This is a genomic window from Streptomyces sp. NPDC055025, from assembly GCF_053608565.1.
The window spans coordinates 1-21,521 of record NZ_JBSGVS010000062.1 but is presented as its reverse complement, the minus strand read 5'-3'; the positions used below and the strand labels follow the sequence as shown (position 1 = coordinate 21,521).

The 21,521-nt window shown below is 71.5% G+C and carries 19 protein-coding genes and 1 riboswitch; of the genes, 15 read left to right on the top strand and 4 right to left on the bottom strand.

Features of this window, described 5'->3' with window-relative positions:
- The first annotated feature begins 276 nt into the window (after positions 1-276).
- A riboswitch (FMN riboswitch) is annotated at positions 277-407 on the top strand.
- A gap of 182 nt (positions 408-589) precedes the next feature.
- The 10 genes from ribD (at position 590) to ACWGDX_RS30875 (ending at position 9,686) form a co-directional block, all read left to right on the top strand.
- Positions 590-1,747: a bifunctional diaminohydroxyphosphoribosylaminopyrimidine deaminase/5-amino-6-(5-phosphoribosylamino)uracil reductase RibD gene (gene ribD / locus ACWGDX_RS30920; protein WP_453630943.1), complete on the top strand. Its 1,158-nt coding sequence runs from the start codon at positions 590-592 to the stop codon at positions 1,745-1,747.
- Complete coding sequence (locus ACWGDX_RS30915) at positions 1,748-2,422, top strand: riboflavin synthase (protein ID WP_453630900.1); 675 nt, start codon at positions 1,748-1,750, stop codon at positions 2,420-2,422.
- Positions 2,419-3,069 carry a nicotinamide mononucleotide transporter family protein gene (locus ACWGDX_RS30910; protein WP_453630898.1) on the top strand — a complete coding sequence of 217 codons (651 nt, stop codon included), beginning with the start codon at positions 2,419-2,421 and terminating at the stop codon, positions 3,067-3,069. Before ACWGDX_RS30915 ends, ACWGDX_RS30910 begins: the two co-directional genes overlap by 4 nt.
- A complete protein-coding gene (locus ACWGDX_RS30905) occupies positions 3,066-4,427 on the top strand; it encodes a bifunctional 3,4-dihydroxy-2-butanone-4-phosphate synthase/GTP cyclohydrolase II (protein ID WP_453630896.1) in 1,362 nt (453 codons plus the stop codon). Before ACWGDX_RS30910 ends, ACWGDX_RS30905 begins: the two co-directional genes overlap by 4 nt.
- A 75-nt stretch (positions 4,428-4,502) precedes the next feature.
- A complete protein-coding gene (ribH, locus tag ACWGDX_RS30900; RefSeq protein ID WP_453630894.1) occupies positions 4,503-4,988 on the top strand; it encodes a 6,7-dimethyl-8-ribityllumazine synthase in 486 nt (161 codons plus the stop codon).
- Positions 4,989-5,022: 34 nt separating this feature from the next.
- Positions 5,023-5,295: a phosphoribosyl-ATP diphosphatase gene (locus tag ACWGDX_RS30895; protein WP_018850137.1), complete on the top strand. Its 273-nt coding sequence runs from the start codon at positions 5,023-5,025 to the stop codon at positions 5,293-5,295.
- Between the two features lie 98 nt (positions 5,296-5,393).
- Positions 5,394-6,242 (top strand): ATP phosphoribosyltransferase, encoded by an 849-nt coding sequence (gene hisG, locus ACWGDX_RS30890; RefSeq protein ID WP_453630892.1) that lies wholly within the window; start codon positions 5,394-5,396, stop codon positions 6,240-6,242.
- A 184-nt stretch (positions 6,243-6,426) separates the two neighbouring features.
- Complete coding sequence (locus ACWGDX_RS30885; protein ID WP_453630890.1) at positions 6,427-6,867, top strand: PH domain-containing protein; 441 nt, start codon at positions 6,427-6,429, stop codon at positions 6,865-6,867.
- Between the two features lie 231 nt (positions 6,868-7,098).
- Positions 7,099-8,589, top strand: a complete 1,491-nt coding sequence (locus tag ACWGDX_RS30880) for a hemolysin family protein (protein WP_453630888.1) — start codon at positions 7,099-7,101, stop codon at positions 8,587-8,589.
- On the top strand, positions 8,586-9,686 hold the full coding sequence (locus ACWGDX_RS30875; RefSeq protein ID WP_382864148.1) for a hemolysin family protein: 1,101 nt from the start codon (positions 8,586-8,588) through the stop codon (positions 9,684-9,686). The genes ACWGDX_RS30880 and ACWGDX_RS30875 overlap by 4 nt, the downstream gene beginning before the upstream one ends.
- Before the next feature lie 418 nt (positions 9,687-10,104).
- On the opposite strand, the gene ACWGDX_RS30870 is transcribed toward ACWGDX_RS30875, so the two are convergent.
- Positions 10,105-11,985, bottom strand: coding sequence for an AAA family ATPase (locus ACWGDX_RS30870; RefSeq protein WP_453630885.1), 1,881 nt, complete (start codon positions 11,983-11,985; stop codon positions 10,105-10,107).
- Positions 11,986-12,349: 364 nt separating this feature from the next.
- Positions 12,350-12,979 (bottom strand): uridine kinase family protein, encoded by a 630-nt coding sequence (locus tag ACWGDX_RS30865; protein WP_453630883.1) that lies wholly within the window; start codon positions 12,977-12,979, stop codon positions 12,350-12,352.
- 201 nt (positions 12,980-13,180) lie between these two features.
- On the opposite strand from ACWGDX_RS30865, the gene ACWGDX_RS30860 reads away from it, so the two are divergent.
- The gene (locus ACWGDX_RS30860) at positions 13,181-14,545 is read left to right on the top strand and encodes a peptidase C39 family protein (protein WP_453630881.1); all 1,365 of its coding nucleotides are present in this window, start codon (positions 13,181-13,183) and stop codon (positions 14,543-14,545) included.
- A gap of 164 nt (positions 14,546-14,709) precedes the next feature.
- Positions 14,710-15,393 carry a TetR/AcrR family transcriptional regulator gene (locus tag ACWGDX_RS30855; protein ID WP_453630880.1) on the top strand — a complete coding sequence of 228 codons (684 nt, stop codon included), beginning with the start codon at positions 14,710-14,712 and terminating at the stop codon, positions 15,391-15,393.
- Between the two features lie 97 nt (positions 15,394-15,490).
- On the opposite strand, the gene ACWGDX_RS30850 is transcribed toward ACWGDX_RS30855, so the two are convergent.
- On the bottom strand, positions 15,491-16,729 hold the full coding sequence (locus ACWGDX_RS30850) for a glycoside hydrolase family 18 protein (protein ID WP_453630879.1): 1,239 nt from the start codon (positions 16,727-16,729) through the stop codon (positions 15,491-15,493).
- Positions 16,730-17,060: 331 nt separating this feature from the next.
- On the opposite strand from ACWGDX_RS30850, the gene ACWGDX_RS30845 reads away from it, so the two are divergent.
- Positions 17,061-18,233: an acyl-CoA dehydrogenase family protein gene (locus ACWGDX_RS30845; RefSeq protein ID WP_453630877.1), complete on the top strand. Its 1,173-nt coding sequence runs from the start codon at positions 17,061-17,063 to the stop codon at positions 18,231-18,233.
- Between the two features lie 55 nt (positions 18,234-18,288).
- Here ACWGDX_RS30845 and ACWGDX_RS30840 read toward each other — a convergent pair whose 3' ends face one another.
- The gene (locus ACWGDX_RS30840; protein WP_453630875.1) at positions 18,289-18,687 is read right to left on the bottom strand and encodes a hypothetical protein; all 399 of its coding nucleotides are present in this window, start codon (positions 18,685-18,687) and stop codon (positions 18,289-18,291) included.
- A 205-nt stretch (positions 18,688-18,892) separates the two neighbouring features.
- On the opposite strand from ACWGDX_RS30840, the gene ACWGDX_RS30835 reads away from it, so the two are divergent.
- Both ACWGDX_RS30835 and ACWGDX_RS30830 read left to right on the top strand, forming a co-directional pair.
- Complete coding sequence (locus tag ACWGDX_RS30835) at positions 18,893-19,333, top strand: Lrp/AsnC family transcriptional regulator (RefSeq protein WP_066956527.1); 441 nt, start codon at positions 18,893-18,895, stop codon at positions 19,331-19,333.
- A 112-nt stretch (positions 19,334-19,445) separates the two neighbouring features.
- Positions 19,446-21,077: an amidohydrolase gene (locus ACWGDX_RS30830; protein WP_453630873.1), complete on the top strand. Its 1,632-nt coding sequence runs from the start codon at positions 19,446-19,448 to the stop codon at positions 21,075-21,077.
- Positions 21,078-21,521: the final 444 nt, after the last annotated feature.

The window sequence follows — 21,521 nt, the reverse complement described above, 5'->3', positions numbered from 1 at the left end:
CCGGGCGGTCGGGTCCGGGCGGTCCGGTCCAGGTGGCCGAACCGGGCGGTCCGGTCCGGGCACGCACCCCCGCGCGGGCCACCCCGGAGCGCGGCCACCCCGACCGGGCCACCGAGGCCGCCCGATCGCCCGGACACGCCCGGGATTCCGCGACAGTTGGCCGGAAACGTTCCGGGATACCGGAATATGAGACAGCTACGGCTCCTGTGAGACAGCCCACAGACATCCCCCGGATGGCCGACGATCGGGCGTGGCACACTGGTCGCGTACCAGAAGCAGCGCACTCCGGGGTCGGTGTAATTCCGAACCGGCGGTTACAGTCCGCGACCCGTCCGCAGCCAGCGGCCGGTTGACCAGGTGAGATTCCTGGACCGACGGTGAAAGTCCGGATGGGAGGCAGTGCGCGGCGGGCCGTCATCGGTACGCCGCCGTCGGCGGGTCGTCCTCGGACGATCCGGATCGCCGGCCTCGGCGTCCCTGTGTGCGTTCCCGTTTCTCTGTCGTCATCGACAGGCCCCGGAGTCCGTGCCCGAAGAGGCAGGAGGACCCGGTGGCCATCGAAGCCGAGGCCGTGACAGACGCCGACGCCATGCGTCGGGCCATCGCGCTGGCCGCGAGCGGGCTCGGTTCCACCAGCCCCAATCCCGTCGTCGGATGCCTGATCCTCGATGCCGCGGGACGCCCCGCAGGCGAGGGCTTCCACCGGCGCGCGGGCGGACCGCACGCCGAGATCCACGCCCTGCGCGCGGCCGGTGAACGGGCCCGCGGCGGCACGGCGTACGTCACGCTCGAACCCTGCGATCACACCGGCCGCACCGGCCCCTGCTCACAGGCGCTCGTCGACGCCGGTGTCGCCCGGGTCAGTTACGCGGTGGCCGATCCCAATCCGCGGGCGACCGGCGGGGGAGAGACCCTGCGCGCGGCCGGGGTCACCGTCGAGCAGGGGCTGCTCGCCGAGGAGGCGGAGGCGGGCAATACGGCCTGGCTCACCTCCGTACGGCTCGGCCGCCCCCATGTCACCTGGAAGTACGCGGCCACCCTCGACGGCCGGATCGCCGCCGCCGACTCCACCAGCCGCTGGATCACCTCCGCCGAGGCCCGCGCCGATGTCCACCGGCTGCGCGCCGAGGCCGACGCGGTCGTGGTCGGCTCGGGCACCGCGCGCACCGACGATCCGCATCTCGCGGTACGGGGGATCGAGGGCGCCGTACAGCCGCTGCGCGTCGTGGTCGACACGGAGGCCACCGCCGTACGGCCCGGCGCCCGGATCCTGGACGGTGCCGCGCCCACCCTGATCGCCGTCGCCGAGGACATCCCTCCCACGGACTTTGCCCATTTCCCCGATGTCGTACGGCTGCCGCGCGGTGCCCGCGGTCTGGACATCCCCGCCCTGCTCAGGGCCCTGTACGAACGCGGCGTGCGCTCCGTACTGCTCGAAGGCGGTCCGGCCCTGGCCGGTTCCTTCGTCGCCGCCGGAGCGGTCGACAAGGTCATCGGCTATCTCGCACCCGTCCTGCTCGGCGCGGGTCCCGCCGCCCTCGCCGACGCCGGAATCACCACCATCGCCGAGGCGTTGCGACTCCGGATGACGGAGAGCGTACGGATCGGCCCCGATCTGCGGATCACCGCGATCCCGGAACCCGCGAGGCCGGCCGCGCCCGCCGTGGCCGCGCGCGGGCCCGCCGCGGTGACCGCCGTGACAACCGCATTCGCTGTCCCGGGCACCACCACCACGAAGGAGCGTTGAGTGTTCACCGGAATCGTCGAAGAACTGGGTGAGGTCACTGCCGTCGAGAACCTCGGCGACTCCTCGCGCTTCCGCCTCCGCGGCCCCGTCGTCACCGAGAACGCCAAGCACGGCGACTCGATCGCCGTCAACGGAGTCTGTCTCACGGTCGTGGACTTCGGCGACGGCGAGTTCACCGCGGATGTGATGGCCGAGACCCTCGACCGTTCCAGTCTCGGAGCCCTGGAGACCGGCTCCCGGGTCAATCTGGAGCGCCCCATGGCGCTCGGCGGCCGGCTCGGCGGCCATATCGTCCAGGGACATGTGGACGGCACCGGCACCATCGTCGAGCGCGAGCCGTCCGAGCACTGGGAGATCGTCAAGATCTCGCTGCCCGCCGCGCTGACGCGCTATGTCGTCGAGAAGGGCTCGATCACCGTCGACGGCGTCAGTCTCACGGTGGTGGACGCCGGACCGGACTACTTCACCATCAGCCTCATCCCCACCACCCTCGCGCTGACCACGCTCGGCATCAAGGCTCCCGGCGACCCGGTCAACCTCGAAGTCGACGTCATCGCGAAGTACGTCGAGCGGCTGCTCGGCGCCGGAGCGGGCATCGGCGCCGCGGGCGGAGAGTTCGTCCGCGCCGGGGCCGAGGAGTCCGTCCGCGCCGCGGGCGGGGAGTCCGTCCGGTGAGCGCCCTGTCCTGGCTGAACGGCGAGGCCTTCACGGCCTTCGATCAGCACATCCTGTGGTCCGACATGATCGGCAACACCATCGGACTGGCCGCGCTCGCGCTCGGCTGGCGGCGCTCGATCTGGACCTGGCCCGCCCAGCTGCTCTCCGGGCTCATCCTCGTCGGCGCCTATGCCTCGGCCGAGCTCGGCGGCGGCGTCGGCAAGCAGCTTCTGGTCATCGGGGTCGCGCTGTGGGGCTGGCGCCAGTGGCAGCGCGGTACGCGGCAGGCCCAGGACGGCTCCATCGCCGTCCGGTTCGCGACCTGGCGCGAGCGCGGTGTGCTCCTCGGCGGCACGGCGGTGGGCACCCTCGCCGTCGGCGGCCTGTTCGTCGCCGTCCCCGAACTGTCCTGGAACCCCTGGCCCGACGCGTACATCTTCGTCGGCACGCTCGCCGCGATGGTCGCCCAGGCACGCGGGCTCGTCGAGTTCTGGTTCGCCTGGCTGCTCGTCGACATCGTCGGCGTACCGCTCGCGTTCAGCAGCGGACTCGCCTTCTCCGGCTTCGTCTATGTGATCTACCTCGTCCTCGTTCTGTGGGGAATGCGTGACTGGTGGCTGCGCTCCCGCGCCGGCGCCCCGTCCCTGGAAGGAGCAGCAGCATGACATCCCGCCCGTCAGCGACAGCCCGCCCGTCAGCCGTCACCGCCCTCGACGAGGCGCCGCACACCGTCCCGCCGCCCGTCACCTGGTACTCCGCGGACCATGCCGAGGATCTCTCCCTCGACCCGGTGGAGCAGGCCATCCGTGACATCGCGGCCGGCCGGCCGGTCGTGGTCGTGGACGACGAGGACCGCGAGAACGAGGGCGACCTCGTCATCGCCGCCGAGAAGGCCACACCCGAGATCGTCGCCTTCATGATGAGCGAGTGCCGCGGACTGATCTGCGCCCCGATGGAGGGCCCGGAGCTGGACCGGCTCGAACTCCCCCAGATGGTCGACCACAACACGGAGTCGATGCGCACCGCCTTCACGGTCTCCGTGGACGCGGCTTCCGTCCATGGCGTCACCACCGGGATCTCCGCCGCCGACCGGGCCACCACGCTCCGGCTGCTCGCCGCGGGCGACGCCGAGCCCGGCGACTTCGTCAGGCCCGGCCATGTCTTCCCGCTCCGCGCCAGGCCCGGCGGTGTGCTCGTACGGAACGGGCACACGGAGGCGGCCGTCGATCTGGCCCGGCTCGCGGGGCTGCGTCCGGCCGGCGCGATCGTGGAGATCGCCGGTGAGGACGGGGTGATGCTGCGGCTGCCCGAACTGATCCCGTTCGCGCGCAAGCACGGTCTGGCGATCATCTCCATCGAGGATCTGATCGCCTACCGCCGCACCTCGGAGCCGTCCGTCCAGCGCGCCGCCGAGGTCCGGCTGCCCACCGCCTTCGGCGAGTTCACGGCGTACGGCTACCGCTCCACCGTCGACGGCGTCGAGCATGTCGCCCTCGTCCACGGGGACATCGGCGACGGCGAGGACGTGCTCGTCCGCGTCCACTCCGAGTGCCTCACCGGCGATATCTTCGCCTCGCTGCGCTGCGACTGCGGCCCCCAGCTCCAGGCATCGATGGAGCGTGTCACCGAGGCGGGACGCGGCATCGTCGTCTATCTCCGCGGTCACGAGGGCCGGGGCATCGGGCTGCTCTCCAAGCTGCGCGCGTACGAACTCCAGGAGCGCGGCCGCGACACCCTCGACGCCAATCTGGAACTCGGCCTGCCCGCCGACGCCCGTGACTACGCGGCGGGCGCGCGGATCCTCGACGACCTCGGTGTGCGCAGTCTGCGGCTGATGACCAACAACCCCGACAAGACGGCCGCGCTGGTGCGGTACGGGCTCCGGATCACCGGACGTGAGCCGATGCCCGTCCAGGCGGGCGAGCACAACCTCCGCTATCTGCGCACCAAGCGCGACCGGATGGGGCACGACCTGCCCTGGCTCGACGCCGCCGTCGGCGCGTCCGCCTGCGGCAACCAGTAGGCCCCGGAGTCACCACCAGTAGGACCGGCTCCGGCAAGAACGACTTCTGCGAACAGCACAGCTACAAGGAGAGACGTGAGCGGCAAGGGCGCACCCGAACTGAGTGTGAAGAACTGCGGAGACCTCCGGGTCGCCGTGATCGCGGCACTGTGGCACGAGAAGATCATGGACGGTCTCGTCGACGGCGCCCTGCGCGCCCTCACGGAACTCGGTATCGACGAGCCGACCCTGCTGCGTGTCCCGGGGAGCTTCGAACTGCCCGTCGTGGCCAAGGTGCTCGCCGGGCGCGGCTACGACGCGGTCGTCGCCCTCGGCGTCGTCATCCGGGGCGGCACCCCCCACTTCGAGTACGTGTGCCAGGGCGTCACCCAGGGCCTCACCCAGGTCTCCGTCGACACCGGCGTGCCCGTCGGCTTCGGCGTACTGACCTGCGACACCGAGGCGCAGGCTCTCGACAGGGCCGGGCTGGAGGGCTCGCACGAGGACAAGGGCCATGAGGCGGTCACCGCGGCCGTCGCCACCGCGGCCACCCTGCGCACCGTCGCGGAACCCTGGCGCTGACCCCCTCCAGGGGCCGCGTAAAGTGACTTCCACCATGTCCAAGAAGACGTTCGAGGAGCTCTTCGCCGAGCTTCAGCAGAAGGCCGCCAACGGCGACCCCGCGACCTCCCGTACCGCCGAGCTCGTGGACAAGGGCGTTCACGCCATCGGCAAGAAGGTCGTCGAGGAGGCGGCCGAGGTGTGGATGGCCGCCGAGTACGAGGGCAAGGAAGCCGCCGCGGAGGAGATCTCACAGCTCCTCTACCACGTCCAGGTGATGATGGTCGCGCGCGGAATCTCCCTCGACGACGTGTACGCCCATCTCTGACCGGCTCCGGGCCGGTGCCCGCGGGCACCGGCCCGGAGCCGGTTCCGTACCGGCCAGGTCCCCGTACAACCACCCCTTCGCACAAAGGAATCCGCCCCATGCTGCGCATCGCCGTCCCCAACAAGGGTTCACTGTCCGGACCTGCGTCGGCGATGCTCCATGAGGCCGGATACCAGCAGCGCAAGGAGTCCAAGGAACTCGTCCTGGTCGACCCGGACAACGAGGTGGAGTTCTTCTACCTCCGCCCCCGGGACATCGCGATCTATGTGAGCTCCGGCCGGCTCGACATCGGTATCACCGGCCGTGATCTGCTGCTGGACTCCGGCGCCAACGCGGAGGAGATCCTTCCGCTCGGCTTCGCGCGCTCCACCTTCCGGTACGCCACCAAGCCGGGCACCGCCGGCGGTGTCGAGGAGTTCGGCGGTATGACCGTCGCCACCTCCTACGAGGGCATCGTCGCCAAGCACCTCGCGGACAACGGCGTCGACGCCTCCGTCGTCCACCTCGACGGCGCGGTCGAGACCGCCATCGAACTGGGGGTCGCCCAGGTCATCGCCGATGTGGTGGAGACCGGCACCTCGCTGCGGAACGCGGGGCTCGAAGTGGTCGGCGAGCCGATCATGACATCCGAGGCCGTCGTCATCCGGCGCACCGGCGGGAGTGCGGACGAGCCCAAGGTCCAGCAGTTCCTGCGCAGGCTCCAGGGCGTCCTGGTGGCCCGTACGTACGTGATGATGGACTACGACTGCCGCGCCGAGCACCTGGAGCGGGCCGTCGCCCTCACCCCGGGCCTGGAGTCGCCGACCATCTCCCCGCTGCACAACGAGGGCTGGGTCGCCGTCCGCGCGATGGTCCCGGCCAAGGAGGCGCAGCGGATCATGGACGATCTGTACGAACTGGGCGCCCGTGCCATTCTGACCACGGCGATCCACGCCTGCCGTCTCTGACGCGAGCCTCCCCGACGCCACTCCGATGCCACCCCGGGAAGACCAGGAACCGATGTCCGCTCCCGCGCCCCAGTCCGACCCGTCGGATTCATCCGATACGCCGGAATCCATTCCCCCGCAGTCCATTCCCCCGCAGTCCGGTCCGCCGACGTCCGGTCCGTCGCGGTCCGGTCCGTCCGAAGCCGTGGAGCCCGTCCTTCCGGTCACCTTCCGGCCGACCAGGACCCGGATCGTCCTGCTGACCGTGGGGGCGTTCATGTTCACCGTCATCACGGCCGTCGCCCTGCTGCTGGAGAACCTGGGCCCGGGGGAGCGGGCGAGCTTCATCCTCACGGCCCTGGTCTTCCTCGGCATACTGATGCTGCTCAGCCGCCCCAAGGTCGTCGCGGACGAAACCGGGGTCACCGTGGTCAATCTCACCCGTACGCGCCGACTGGAGTGGGCCGAGATCCTCCGGGTCAATCTGCGCTCCGGCGATCCCTGGGTCTTCCTCGATCTGAGCGACGGCAGCAGCCTGCCCGTACTGGGTATTCAGCCCGGTGTGGCCAAGGCGCACGCCATCCGTGACGCGCGCGCCCTGCGCGCGCTGGCCGAATCGCACGGCACCGGTACGGAGAAGAACTGACCCCGCGGAGCGGAGCCCGGCCGTCCACGGCCGCGCCACAGGGGCGTACGCCACTGCCCTCCCGCGCCCTCTCTTGATTACTCTGGTGGCGGAGGCGCCGAGTGCGCCCCCGCCCCGCATCAGACGGCCGCGACGGCCCGCGGGGCACCTGCGACCCGAGGAGTGACTCCCTCCAGCAATGGACGGATCGTCCGGTAGTACCTGCGCCGCCCCCTTCGACGAGGCGGCGGCATGACCATCCCCCTTCTGCTGCTCGCCGCAGCGTTCCTTCTGATTCTCGCCAACGGCTTCTTCGTGGCCGCCGAGTTCGGCCTGGTCACGGTGGACCGCCCGGACGCCGAGCGCGCCGCCGCCGGCGGCGACCGCCGCGCCCGCGCCGTCGTCCGATCCCTGCGGGAGCTGTCCTTCCAGCTCTCCGGCACCCAGCTCGGTATCACCATCACCTCGCTGGTCGTCGGCATGCTCGCCGAGCCCGCGCTCGCCGGGCTGCTCGACGGACCGCTCTCCGCGACCGGACTGCCCGAAGGGGCCGTCTCCGGTGTCGCGGTGGTGATCGGGATGCTGCTCGCCTCCGCCGTCCAGATGGTGATCGGCGAACTCGTACCGAAGAACTGGGCGGTCTCCAGGCCGCTCCAGGTCGCCCGGTTCGTGGCGGGCCCGCAGTATCTCTTCGCCACCGTCTTCAGGCCGGTGATCTCCCTGCTCAACACCGTCGCCAACCGGCTGGTGCGGGTGCTGGGCGTGGAGCCGACCGAGGAACTCGCCTCGGCCCGCACCCCGGGCGAACTCGTCTCCCTGGCCCGCCACTCCGCCCGCGCGGGCACCCTCGAACAGGACACCGCGGATCTGTTCGTACGGACGCTCTCGCTGGGGCGGCTCACCGCGCAGCACGTGATGACCCCCCGGGTCAAGGTGAGCGCCCTCCAGAGCGACGCCACCGCGGCGGACGTCCTCAATCTCACCCGTGCCACCGGTCTCTCCCGGTTCCCCGTCTACCGGGAGCGCATCGACGAGATCGTCGGCATGGTGCATCTCAAGGACGCCCTCGCCGTGCCCGTGGCGGACCGGCTGCGCACCCCGGCCGGGGAGATCGCCGTACCGGCCCTGCTGGTGCCCGAGACCCTGCCCGTACAGCAGCTCCTGGAGCGGCTGCGCAGCGAGCAGCCGATAGCCGTCGTCGTCGACGAGTACGGCGGTACGGCCGGGGTCGTCACCCTGGAGGACATCATCGAGGAGCTGGTCGGCGAGGTGCGCGACGAGCACGACGCCGAGGGCGACGGACGGCCGGAACTGGCCCCTGTCGCCGCCGAGGACGGCCGCCCGGCCTGGGACGCGGACGGCAGCGCCCGGGTCCCCACCCTGCGGCGGATCGGGCTCGACGTACCGGACGGCCCCTACGAGACCCTGGCCGGTCTGGTCGCCGATCTGCTGGGACGTATCCCGGCCCCCGGCGACAAGGCGGAGCTGCCCGGCTGGCGGCTGTCCGTGCGCCAGGTGGACCGCTACCGCGCCGAGCGGGTCCGGCTGGTACGCACCTCCGACGCCCCGCCCGGCACCGCGGCGGAGGCCCCGCCCATGACCGCCGCGGACGTCCTGCCCGCGACCGCGACCGCGACCGCGACCGCGCCCGGGGCCGGGGCCGGGGCCGGGGCGGACGGTCCGCCCGTGACCGCGGCCGACATACCGGCCGGCGCCCCCGCGATGGCGGAGGGCGCCCGATGAGCGCCCTGCAACTCGTCTTCGCCGTGGTACTGGTCCTGGCGAACGGCTTCTTCGTCGGCGCGGAGTTCGCCCTCGTCTCCGTACGCCGCAGCCAGATCGAACCGCACGCCGCACGCGGCTCCGCACGCGCCAGACAGGTGCTGCACGGTCTGGAGAACCTGCCGCAGATGATGGCCGCCGCGCAGTTCGGCATCACCGTCTGCTCCCTGACCCTCGGCGCGGTCGCGGAACCGACCGTGGCACGTCTGCTGGAACCCGTCTTCCACACGGTCCATGTGCCCGAGGGCCTGATCCATCCGCTGGGCTATGTGATCGCCCTGGCGCTTGTCGTCTCGCTGCATCTCGTCATCGGCGAGATGGTCCCGAAGAACCTCGCCATGGCCGCCCCGGAGAAGGCCGCGCTCTGGTTCAGCCCCGGCCTGGTCGGCTTCGCCCGGCTCTGCCGTCCGGTGACCGCCGGTCTCGGCGCGTGCGCCCGGCTGGTGCTGCGGGCCTTCCATGTCGAGCCCAAGGACGAGGTGGAGGCCGTCTTCACCAGCGAGCAGCTCAACCGGCTGGTCGAGGACTCGGGCCAGGCGGGACTGCTGGAGCCCGAGGCGCAGGAGCGGCTGGAGGACGCGCTGGAACTGGGCAGCCGCCCGGTCACCGATGTGCTGCTGCCGCACGCCTCACTGGTGACGGTGCCCCCCGCGGTCACCCCGCGCCAGATCGAGGAGCTGACCGTGCGCACCGGCTACTCGCGCTTCCCGGTGTGCGCGGAGAGCGGCGGGGTCTTCATGGGCTATCTGCACGTGAAGGACGTCCTCGATCTGGAGGCGGGGGAGCGGGCCGTGCCGCAGCATGTGTGGCGGCCGATGGCGACGCTGCGGGCGGAGCTGCCCCTGGACGACGCGCTCACCGTGATGCGCCGCGCGGCCACCCATCTCGCCCAGGTGGCGGACGCGTCGGGGCGGGTGCTGGGGCTGGTGGCGCTGGAGGACGTCCTGGAGAAGCTGGTCGGCGAGGTCCGGGACCCGTCGCACCGCGAACGCGTACCGAAGGGAGCGGTGGTCGGCGGCCAGCGCGCGGACAAGGCGGCGCAGGTCCTGGCGCGCTGACCGCCTCTCGCGCCCGGCGGCGCGGGGGTCGGTGGTGGGTGCGGGGCGGTTCGTCGGGTGCCCTCCCGCCGGTGGTCCGGCCGCGGGCCGGTGGGGGGTGCGCCCGGCCGGGCCTGGTCCGTGCGCAGGCCCGGAAGACAAGCCCGTCCGGCGAGCGAGGACGGACCGTCGCACGGACGGACCCGCACCCCGAAAACCAGCCCCAGCCACAACGCACCCCCCGGCCACGACCCCTAGGGCCTCTCGTTTGGATCTTGCTGGGCTCGCGTGCCCTGGCACCGCGCCTCGCCGCGTTGTCGTCGGTCGCCTACGCTCCGCGTGGACTCCCTCCTCCGCCTTGCGATCCACGGCACCACGCGGACACCAGCCGCTCCCGCGGCGGGCGCTCCCTCACCCAGCCAGATCCAAACGAAAGACCCTAGCCGGCAGGCGGTGGCGTGCCTCGGCCTGAGAGCACCTCGCCGTACGCCTGCATCAGGTCCGGCAGGCGTAGGGTCGCCAGGTCGTCGCGGGTGGGTGTGCCGCTGTAGCCGGAGAGCCGCAGATCGCGGTACGCGCAGCTCTTCTCGTACAGCGTGCGGACGAAGCGCCCGTTGCCCAGTTCGTCGATCCACCCCTGATCCACCACATGCCCGCTGATCGACAGCAGCTCGTCCACGGACTCCTCGTCCCAGAGGTCGCCGTTCTCCGCGGCCAGCACCCGGCCGATGGCGGTCAGCTCCAGCGGACGGTAGCTGGGGAAGTCGACCCGGCTGGTGAAGCGGGAGGAGAGGCCGGGGTTGGTGGCGAGCAGCCGGTCCATGCCCTCCGGATAGCCGGCGAGGATGACCACGAGATGGTCCCGGTTGTCCTCCGCGCGCTTCAGCAGCACCTGGAGGGCCTCGTCGCCGTACGCGTCGCCCTTGGTGTATCCGGAGTTGGAGAGGCTGTACGCCTCGTCGACGAAGAGCACCCCGCCGATCGCGGAGTCGATCAGCTCGTTCGCCTTGACCGCGGTCTGCCCCAGGAACTCGCCCACCAGATCCGCCCGCTGGGCCTCGACCAGGTGGTCGCCGCCGAGCAGCCCGAGGGCGTAGAAGATCCGTCCGAGGATGCGCGCCACGGTGGTCTTGCCGGTACCGGAGGGGCCGGAGAAGACAAAGTGACGTTTCGGCGGCTGGACGGGCAGCCCCTGACCGGCCCGGAGGCGGGCCATGTTGAGCTGCGCGGAGATCGCCTTGACCTGGCGTTTCACCGGATCGAGACCGACCATCCGCTCCAGCTCGGCCAGTGCCTCGGCGAGCAGCGCCGGATCGGTGGGGCCCTCCGGGAATCTGGGCTGGGCCGGCTGGGTGGGCGGCGGCACCTTCTCCCGTACGTCGTCGCGCGCCGGCGCCGGTGCCGCGCCGCCCATCGGGGGCGGGGTCTCACGCCCGAGCAGTACGTCGGAGCCGGTCGGCTCCTCGCTCTCGCCCTGCGCGTCCGCCGTGTCCTGGCCGAAGCCGGTCAGCGCCACCGAGGCCAGCCCCACCGGATCGTCCGGCCCCTCGTAGCCGTCGAAGTCGGTGATCGCGGCCAGCCGGGCCGCCGTGTCCATGAACGCGGGGTCGAGCCGGTGCACGGCCCGGTAGAGGGGTAAGGCGGCGGCGCTGCGCCCGGTGCCCTCATGGGCGCGCGCCAGCCAGTACCGCAGCTCCTTGCGCTGGGGCTGTTCGCTGCGGCAGCGCATCAGCGCGGTGGACAGCAGCGGCAGGGCCTGCCCGTACATCTCCAGCCGGACCCGGGCCATCCCGCCGAAGAGGCCGGCCTCGATGCCCAGCAGCGGATCGTTGACGAGCGGCTCGGTGTGGCGCACCAGCTGGTCCCAGTCCTTGACCAGATAGGCGCGGCAGGCGTGCAGGAACCGCACCTGCGGATCGGCGTCCACGGGCGGCAGCCCCGCCAGCGCCCGGTCCAGCTCCGGTACGTGCCGGCCGTCCAGCCAGTGCGAGGCGTGGGCGAGCAGCAGATCGCGCCCGTTCTCCAGCACCGGCTGCACCCACCAGCCCAGCCAGTACCAGGAGTTGAGGGTACGGCGGTGGCGGGCGCGCTGTTCGCCGAAGCGGTCGCGGTGGCGGTACATGTGCAGCAGCGCGGTGGTGGTGTCGACGCGCAGCGCGTGCAGCCCGAGCCAGCCGTCGGCCATTGCGGGATCGAGCCGTACGGCGGTCCTGAACTCCTCCTCCGCCTGGGGGTAGGCCCCCATCGTGTACGCGTCCACACCTCGCGCCCAGGCGAGGTCGGCTGGGGCGGCGGTGCCGCCCTGCGTGCCGATGTCCATCAGGCCCCCCACAACAAACCGTGCCCCCGGATTGTCCCGTCGGGCGGGCGCCCGTCGGCAGTGTGCTGAACCACCCTCTGGCGGACGGGAATTGACCCTACCGAATGGCATCGTACCTGCGCAGAGGGTGTGCGGCTAAGGGCACCACTCAGAGGCCACAGCAGTGACCGAGGGTGAGCGGGCGGGGGCACGCGAGCGCCGGAAACCGGCGAAGAGGGCAGAACGAAGCCCCCGATCACGGGGGAACAACCGGGGGCTTCGCGTCCGCGGCGGCTCCGAAAAGCCGCACATTGAGAACGTAAGACCTGTCCGGCCCCTCGGTCAAGCGGAGTTGGTTACTCGTCCGGGGTCGATTTCCGACTGCTCAGTATGGCGGCCGAAACTGATCACCGTGGGTGATGGTCCGGTCGTGCATCGCGGTCGAAACGGGCCCCGGGAGCATCACGTACCCCTCCAGAAACTCCCTCACCAGCGCATCGGCGAAGGGCCGGGACGGGTCCGCCGAGAAATGGCGAGTCTCCGCCGTTGTCCAGCCGTCCCAGAAAGTGGACAGACCGGGACCGTCCCGCCGCCGGCCCCGCTCCCAGGACTCCTCGGCGCCCCGGTCCATCCAGTGCAGCCGGGCGAGATGGGGCCGCAGCGCCCGGCGCCCGGCTCCCACACCCTCGATCAGTACGACAGGCGCGGCGGGCAGCTCGCGCGGCTCGGTGAAGCGCCGCAGCGTCCAGTCGTACGCCTCGTAGTGCGCCGTCGCGCCCCGCGCGAGCGGCTCGATGATCCGCTTCATCAGCCGCTCCGTCCACGCGAACAGTTCCTCGTGCGAGGCCAGATCGTCCAGACGCAGCACGGGCGCGCCGTCGAGCGCCGCCGCGAGGCGCCCCGCGAAGGTGCTCTTGCCGGAGCCCGCGTGGCCGTCGACGGCGATCAGCCGGACGGGCCCGCAGGAGGGCGGCAGGGCGCGCAGGCCGGCGGTGGCCCCGGTCAGGTCGGTCATCCGCCCACCCTACGAGGTCCCAGGTCACGTCACTGGTCGAGACCAATATTGATCGGGCGACGCGAGGTGAATCGCTGGCAGAAGCCCGTCGCGAACCGGGATAGTGGCGATGCCGGGCAGCCGCCGGCTCTCCCCGGCCCTTCGTATCGTTCCCCGTATACCTGTGTCTCTCCGCCCTCTCCGCCTTCGACCGGAGGTCCCGTGACCAGCTCCACCTCGCGCCGATCCGTGCTCGCCGCCGCTCTCGCCGCCGCCGGTGCCGGGGCGGTCTCCGCCGTCCCGGCGGCGGCCGCGGGCTCCCCGGCCCCGGCCGCCCCCGACCGCGCCGGGCCTCTCGTGGACAACGCCTTCTGGGCCTCGTACGCCGACTGGCGCTCCGGTCGGCACCAGGGCACCCGGGCCGTGCCCGGCGGCCGGCCCGCGCTGGTGATCGGCGCCCCGGCCGGCCGTACCGACTACGCCGATCCGCACACCGGGCGGACCACCGCCTGGGAGTACGCGACCTGGACCTCGCCCGTACACCGCTCGAAGGTCCCCGCCACCGAGGTGATCGCCTCCTGGAACGCCACGACCCCCGCCGGCACCTGGCTCCAGATCGAACTGCGCGGCCGGTACTCCGACGGCACCGACACCCCCTGGTACGTCATGGGCCGCTGGACCGCCGGGGACGGTACGGACGACATCCGGCGCACCTCCGTCGACGGCCAGACCGACGGGCGCAGCACCATCTGGACCGACACCTTCTCGGTGGACGACGCGGCGAGCGGGCCGCGGCTGGACTCGTACCGGCTGCGGCTCACGCTCTACCGCGTCCCCGGGAGCCGGCTCACCCCCGCCGTCCACCGGGCCGGGGCGATGGCCTCGGACGTCCCGGACCGCTTCACCGTCCCGGTCTCTGTACCGGGGATCGCCCGTGAGCTGCCCGTGCCGCGCTACTCGCAGAACATCCACTCCGGGCAGTACCCCGAGTACGACAACGGCGGCGAGGCCTGGTGCAGCCCCACCTCCTCGCAGATGATCATCGAGTACTGGGGGCGCGAGCCCGCCCCCGACGATCTCGCCTGGGTGAACCCGGAGTACGCGGACCCGCAGGTCTGCCACGCGGCCCGGTTCACCTACGACTACCAGTACGAGGGCTGCGGCAACTGGCCCTTCAACGCCGCCTACGCGGCCACCTACCCGGACATGAGTTCGGCCGTCACCCGGCTGGGCTCGCTGACCGAGGTGGAGACCCTGATCCGCGCGGGCATTCCCGTGATCACCTCCCAGTCCTTCCTCAAGGAGGAGCTGACGGGAGCCGGCTACGGCACCTCGGGCCATCTCATGACCGTGATCGGCTTCACGGCCGACGGGGATGTGATCGCCAACGACCCCGCCTCGCCGGACAACCCCGCCGTACGCCGGATCTACCGCCGTGCGGAATGGGAGACGATCTGGCTCCGAACCAAGCGGTACAACGCCTCCGGCGCCGTGGCCTCCGGCACCGGCGGTGTCTGCTACGTCTACTGGCCCGCCGCGCCGTCCACGGTCCAGCGGCGTGCCCTGCGGGCGGTCGGCCTGCTCTGATCAGGGCCCTTGGGGGGCCGCGACCGGGGGCGGGGACATTCCGCTTCGCCCCCGGACCCCGGCACCGGGCCACCGCGGTCGCTTCGTGAGCCCGTGTGCTCTCTCTGCGATACTGCGGGAAATCTTGCGGGAATCCCGTGGCAGCCGGAGACCAGGACGCGAATGTGAACCGTAGTCAACAGCGTGGCACCTCCGCGCGATCGCAGGTGCGGCGCTCCGAACTCATCGCGACCGGTCGGAAGCTCTTCGCCAACACCTCGTACGACGCGCTGTCGATGGACGACATCGCCCAGCACGCCGGGGTCGCCAAGGGCCTGATCTACTACTACTTCAAGAACAAGCGCGGCTACTACCTCGCCATCGTCGAGGACTCGGTCGCCGAACTGGTCACCCTCGCCGCCGCGGGCAGCGCCGAAGTGCCGCGTACGGAACGGATCCAGCGCACGGTCGAGGCCTACCTCCGCTTCGCCCAGCTGAACGAGGCCGCGTACCGCACCATCATCACCGGCGGCGTCGGCTTCGACACCCAGGTGCAGGCCATCCGCGACGCCGTACGCACGGGCCTGGTCGCCACACTCGCCGAAGGCGCCTACGGCAGCCGCGACATCCCGCCGATCGCCCGGCTCGCGCTGCTCGGCTGGCTCAGCAGTGTCGAGTGGCTGACGCTGGAGTGGCTGGGCCACCAGGAACTGACGCTGGAGATCCCGCGCGATCTGCTGGTCCGGATGCTGCGCCACACCCTCAACACGATCGAGGAGTTCGCGCCGGAGTGCCCCGCGCCGCCGCCGGACCTCACCTGGCGCCCGTTCACCGGCCGCGAGGAGCAGCCGGACCCGCCGCGGATATGACGCCGGGGACGGGGGCCGGCAGCCACCCCGCCCCCGGCGAGTCTCGCGCCCCTGCTGGGACAGGGCCGAGGGCCTCTCGTTTGGATCCGGAAAGGCCCTAGTCGATCGACTTGATCAGTTCGCCGTCGGTGGTGTCGCCGCTCAGCTCCCAGAAGAAGGTGCCGCCCAGGCCCTGTTCGTCCTTGTACGCCATCTTCCCTGCGATGGTCGAGGGCGTGTCGTAGCTCCACCACTGGTTGCCGCAGAAGGCGTACGCCGTGCCCGCGACCGTTCCATTGGCCGGGCAGGAGTTCTTGAGGACCTTGTAGTCCTCGATACCGGCCTCGTAGGTGCCCGGCGCCGCGCCCGTCGCCGTACCGCCCGGCTCCTTCTGTGTCACCCCGGACCAGCCGCGTCCGTAGAAGCCGATACCGAGCAGCAGCTTCTCCGACGGGATACCGAGCCCCTTGAGCTTGCCGACCGCCGCGTCGGAGGTGAAGCCCTCGGTCGGAATCCCCGGGTAGGAGGTCAGCGGCGAGTGCGGGGCGGTGGGGCCCTGCGCCGCGAAGGCACCGAAGAAGTCGTAGGTCATCGGGTTGTACCAGTCGAGGTACCGCGCGGCGCCCGCGTAGTCGGCGGCGTCGATCTTCCCGCCGTCGGAGCCGTCGGCCGTGATGGCCGCCGTCACCAGGGCGTCGGACCCGAACTCGGTCCGCAGGGCGGACGCGAGGTTCCCGAACGCGTCACGGCCACTGGTGTCGCAGGTCAGACCGCAGGCGTTGGGATATTCCCAGTCGATGTCGATACCGTCGAAGACATCGGCCCAGCGCGGGTCCTCGACCAGATCGTGGCAGGATCGCGCGAAGGCGGCCGGGTTCCGCGCCGCCTGGCCGAAGCCGCCGGACCAGGACCAGCCGCCGAACGACCAGATGACCTTGAGACCGGGGTGGAGCGCCTTGAGCTTGCGGAGCTGGTTGAAGTTGCCGCGCAGCGGCTGGTCCCAGGTGTCCGCGGCACCGTCGACGCTCTGGTCGGCGGTGTACGCCTTCTCGTAGTCGGCGTACGAGTCGCCGATCACGCACTTTCCGCCGGTCACATTGCCGAAGGCGTAGTTGATGTGGGTGAGCTTTCCGGCCGAGCCGGAGGTCTCGATGTTCTTGACGTGGTAATCGCGGTCGTAGACGCCCCAGTTGGTGAAGTAACCGACCACCTTGTCGCCTGCCGCTGTGGGGGCGGCGGAAACGGTGGTCTCACCGGCCGAGGCGCTGCCGGCCCCGGAGAGCAGGGTCACGCCGAGCGCGGCGGTACAGGCGGCGGAGATCAGCGCCCGGAACCGGGAGCGGTGGAGCCTGAGCATGGAGTCTCCTCGTGGGGGAGGAAGAAACGAGTGGGGGGAGTGTGACATGAACGCGTTGAGAGGGAACGTTAGAAGGACTAGACCAGTGGGTCAATGGTGCGGGCCGGGTTCGGCCCGTACCGGAGAGGGTTCCTCCGACCCGTGACGGAACGCCGCTGATCGGGCATACTCGACGCGCCGCAACCGCTGGTCAGCAGCTTCCGCGATCCGGGAGGGCAGCATCGGTTCGGCAGAACTGCCGTCCGGGGGCACCCCCGGACCCCAGCCGGCGCCGCCGCCACACCCTGCGCGTGCGACCGCCGTAGCGCCCGACAGGGAGGAGAGCGCCGCCATGCCCGACCGCGCCCCGCGACAGGTGGACAGGCAACTGCCCACCGAGGAGTCCAAGGACCTCGTCGCCCTCGTACGCGACATCATCGAGCGGGAGATCACCCCTTGGGCGGCCGAGGAGGAGGAAGCGGGACACTTCCCGCGCGAACTCTTCACCCTGCTCTCCGCCTCCGGCCTGCTCGGCCTCCCCTACGACTCCGCCCACGGCGGCGGGGACCAGCCGTACGAGGTCTACCTCCAGGTACTCGAAGAACTGGCCGCGGCCCGGCTCACCGTCGGCCTCGGCGTCAGCGTGCACTCCCTGGCCTGCCACGCCCTCGCCGGCTACGGCACCAAGGACCAGCAGACCGAACACCTCCCCGCCATGCTCGGCGGCGGCCTCCTGGGGGCCTACTGCCTCTCCGAGCCCGCCTCCGGCTCGGACGCCGCCTCGCTCCGTACGAAGGCGGTACGGGACGGCGACGAGTGGGTGATCACCGGCACCAAGGCCTGGATCACCCACGGCGGAATCGCGGACTTCTACACCGTGCTCGCCCGCACCGGTGAGGAGGGCGCCCGGGGCATCACGGCGTTCCTCGTACCGGGCGACGCCCCCGGTCTGAACGCGGCTCCTCCCGAGAAGAAGATGGGCATGAAGGGCTCGCCCACCGCCCAACTCCACTTCGACGGCGTACGGGTGGCGGACAGCCGCCGTATCGGGGAGGAGGGACAGGGCTTCGCAATCGCCCTGTCGGCGCTCGACTCCGGCCGTCTCGGCATCGCCGCCTGCGCCGTCGGACTCGCCCAGGCGGCCCTGGACGAGGCCGTCGAATACGCCACCGGGCGACGGCAGTTCGGCAGACCCATCGCGGACTTCCAGGGACTGCGCTTCCTGCTCGCCGACATGGCCACACGGATCGAGGCGGGACGCTCGCTCTATCTCGCCGCCGCCCGGCTCCGCGACGCGGGCCAGCCGTTCTCCCAACAGGCCGCCATGGCCAAGCTGTTCTGCACGGACACCGCGATGCAGGTCACCGTCGACGCCGTACAGGTCCTCGGCGGCTACGGCTACACCGTGGACTTCCCGGTGGAGCGCTTCATGCGCGAGGCGAAGGTGCTCCAGATCGTCGAAGGCACCAACCAGATCCAGCGCATGGTGATCGCCCGTCATCTCGCGGGCCCGGAAACACGCTGATCCGGTCCCCGGCGCGCTCTCCGACACACGTCGGGCGGTCGCGCCGGGGGTCCTCTCAGGCGGCGTGCCGCTGAACGGCCGGCACCTTGAACGGGCGCGAGCCCTGTCCGCCGACATGCGAGAACGGCTGCGTACGCCAGTTGAGCCCCTGAGGGAGCGTCAGAAGCAGCGCGGTGTCCTGCTCCTGGACCTCGGACGTCTCGTCGGCGGGACGGGCGTCCGACGCCGAACGGCCCGTACCGGCACAGACGGAGAGCACGAACGGGTTCCACGGAGTGGGGCACAGAGCGTGCTCCGGCAGGACGTCCTCGTCCGCCAGCAGCGCGATCGGCTGCGCACAGTCCGGGCAGACGACCCGGTACATCTCGAAGGTGTCGTCGAAGTCGATGTCGTCGCCGTCGACGAGATCAACGGGCTCCGGTTCGGTACGTCCGGCGCGCTTCAGGCTCTGCATGGAGACATTCCCCCTCGGGTGGGCCGACCAGGCACTTGTGGTCTCGACCACAGCAAGCAATTCCCGTCGCGCGAGCCGGGTAACCGTGAGGTCTCGAAGGACCGCGTCAGAGACCTGTGGTCTTCGTCACATGCCGCCCGCAGGTGCCCCTTCGGCTCATTTGCCGACTGTGCCTGAAGTGACCTGGGGCAATAGGTTGATCCGTATGGAGGAGCTGGATCGTCAGATCGTGGAGTTGCTCGTCAACGACGGCCGGATGAGCTACACAGACCTGGGCAAGGCCACCGGCCTGTCCACCTCGGCCGTGCATCAGCGGGTACGCAGGCTGGAGCAGCGCGGAGTCATCCGCGGCTATGCCGCGGTCGTCGACCCGGAGGCGGTCGGCCTGCCGCTCACCGCGTTCATCTCGGTGAAGCCGTTCGACCCGAGCGCCCCCGACGACATCGCGGAACGGCTCGCGGGCATCCCCGAGATCGAGGCGTGCCACAGTGTGGCGGGGGACGAGAACTACATCCTCAAGGTCCGGGTGCCGACCCCACTGGAACTGGAACACCTCCTCACCCGTATCCGCTCCTTGGCGGGAGTCTCGACGCGCACCACGGTGGTCCTGTCCACGCCCTACGAATCCAGACCGCCGTCTTTCTGACGGCCGCTTCCGTCGCTTCCGTCCTCGATCGCCGGACGGGCCTGATGCGGGCCCGCACCCCACCCCCGACCCCCCGCCGGGAGGCGGCACCGCTTCGCGCGACACTGGTCGCATGACCAAGCGCACCGACCCCCACCGCACCCTTCTCCTCCGTGGTGGAGAAGTCCACAGCCCCGCCGACCCCTTCGCCACCGCCATGGTCGTGGAACGCGGCCATGTCGCCTGGGTCGGCTCCGAAGGCGCCGCCGACGCCTTCGCCCCCGGCGTGGACGAGGTCGTCGACCTCGAAGGCGCGCTCGTCACCCCCGCGTTCACCGACGCGCACGTCCACACCACCGCCACCGGACTCGCCCTCGGCGGACTCGATCTGTCCTCCGCGCGCACCCTCGCCGAGGCGCTCGCGCTCGTACGGGCGCACCGCACCGCGCACCCGGACAGCCGCGTTCTGCTCGGCCACGGCTGGGACTCCGCACGCTGGCCCGAGCAGCGCCCGCCGTCCCGCGCCGAACTCGACGAGGCCGCGGGCGGCCGGCCGCTCTATCTGCCGCGTGTCGATGTGCACTCGGCCGTCGTGACCACCGCGCTGCTCGATCTCGTCCCCGGTGTCACCGACCTCGTGGGCTACCACCCGGACGCGCCGCTGACCGCCGCCGCGCACCACGCCGTACGCGCCGCCGCGCACGGGGCCGTCAGCGCGCGCCAGCGCACGGAGGCGCAGCGCGCGGCACGCCGGCGTGCCGCTTCGCTCGGTATCGGCACCCTGCACGAGTGCGCGGGCCCCGACATCTCCGACGAGGAGGACTTCGCCGCGCTGCTGAGGATGGCGGACGAGGAGCCCGGCCCCCGGATCCACGGCTACTGGGCCGAGCCGGTCACCGACGAGAAGGGCGCCCGGCGCATCCGCGAACTGGGCGCGGCGGGCGCCGCCGGTGATCTCTTCGTCGACGGCTCCCTCGGCTCGCACACCGCCGCGCTGCGCGACCCGTACGACGACGCCCCGCACACCGGTACCGCCCATCTCGACGCCGCCGCGGTCGCCGCCCATGTCACCGCCTGCACCGAGGCCGGACTCCAGGCCGGGTTCCACGCCATCGGCGACGCCGCGGTCGGCACGGTCGTCGACGGGGTACGGGCCGCCGCCGAGCGGCTGGGCCTCGCCCGGGTCCGGGCCGCCAGGCATCGTGTCGAACACGCCGAGATGCTGACCCCCGGGACCATCGCCGCCTTCGCGGAGCTGGGACTCACCGCCTCCGTTCAGCCCGCCTTCGACGAGGCCTGGGGCGGCGACGGCGGTATGTACGCACGGCGCCTCGGCGCCGCGCGCGCCCGTACGCTCAATCCGTACGCCGCGCTCCTGCGCGCCGGGGTCCCGCTGGCCTTCGGCTCCGACAGTCCGGTCACCCCGCTGGACCCGTGGGGCACCGTGCGGGCCGCCGCCTTCCATCGGACCCCCGAGCACCGCATCTCCGTACGGGCGGGGTTCACCGCCCATACCCGCGGCGGCTGGCGCGCCGTCGGCCGCGACGACGCGGGTACGCTCGTGCCGGGCGCCCCGGCCGACTACGCCGTCTGGCGCACCGAGGAACTGGTGGTCCAGGCACCCGACGACCGGGTGGCCCGCTGGTCCACCGACCCGCGTTCGGGGACGCCGGGCCTGCCGGATCTGACCCCGGGCCGCCCGCTGCCCGTATGTCTGCGGACCGTTGTCGCCGGACAAACCGTGTTTGTGCGACCGAACGAGTGACATGGGGACATTTCGTACCGCCGACCAGTGCTTCCCGCTCTCGGTCGCGACCTGCGGATCTTCCCTACTGACCTGGTGATTTCGACCAACGTCGCAGGTCAAACGGCTGTTGACAGTAAGCAGCCACCGGCGGGTAGGTTCGGCCGAGTCCACCACAGGACGTCCGTCCGGCAATCCCCGCGCAGTCGTCGAACGCCGCTGGGTCATGGGGCGGTGTGCCGCACCGGTGCACCGCCACCGGGAGCCAGGTCCAGCACCCGCGTCTCGGGGGGCCAGGGAAGGTTTCGGCCGGTCGGCGGGTGCGACAGGGTGGAGCCCCGGCGTTCAGTAGACAACGGCTTTCGGTCGACCCGCAGCCAGCGGGTTCCAGGTCGGCCCGAAGGACGCCGGGGCGCCCCCTTCTTGCTTTTTCGGGGCTCGGTTCGCCGCCCCGGAGGCGAACCG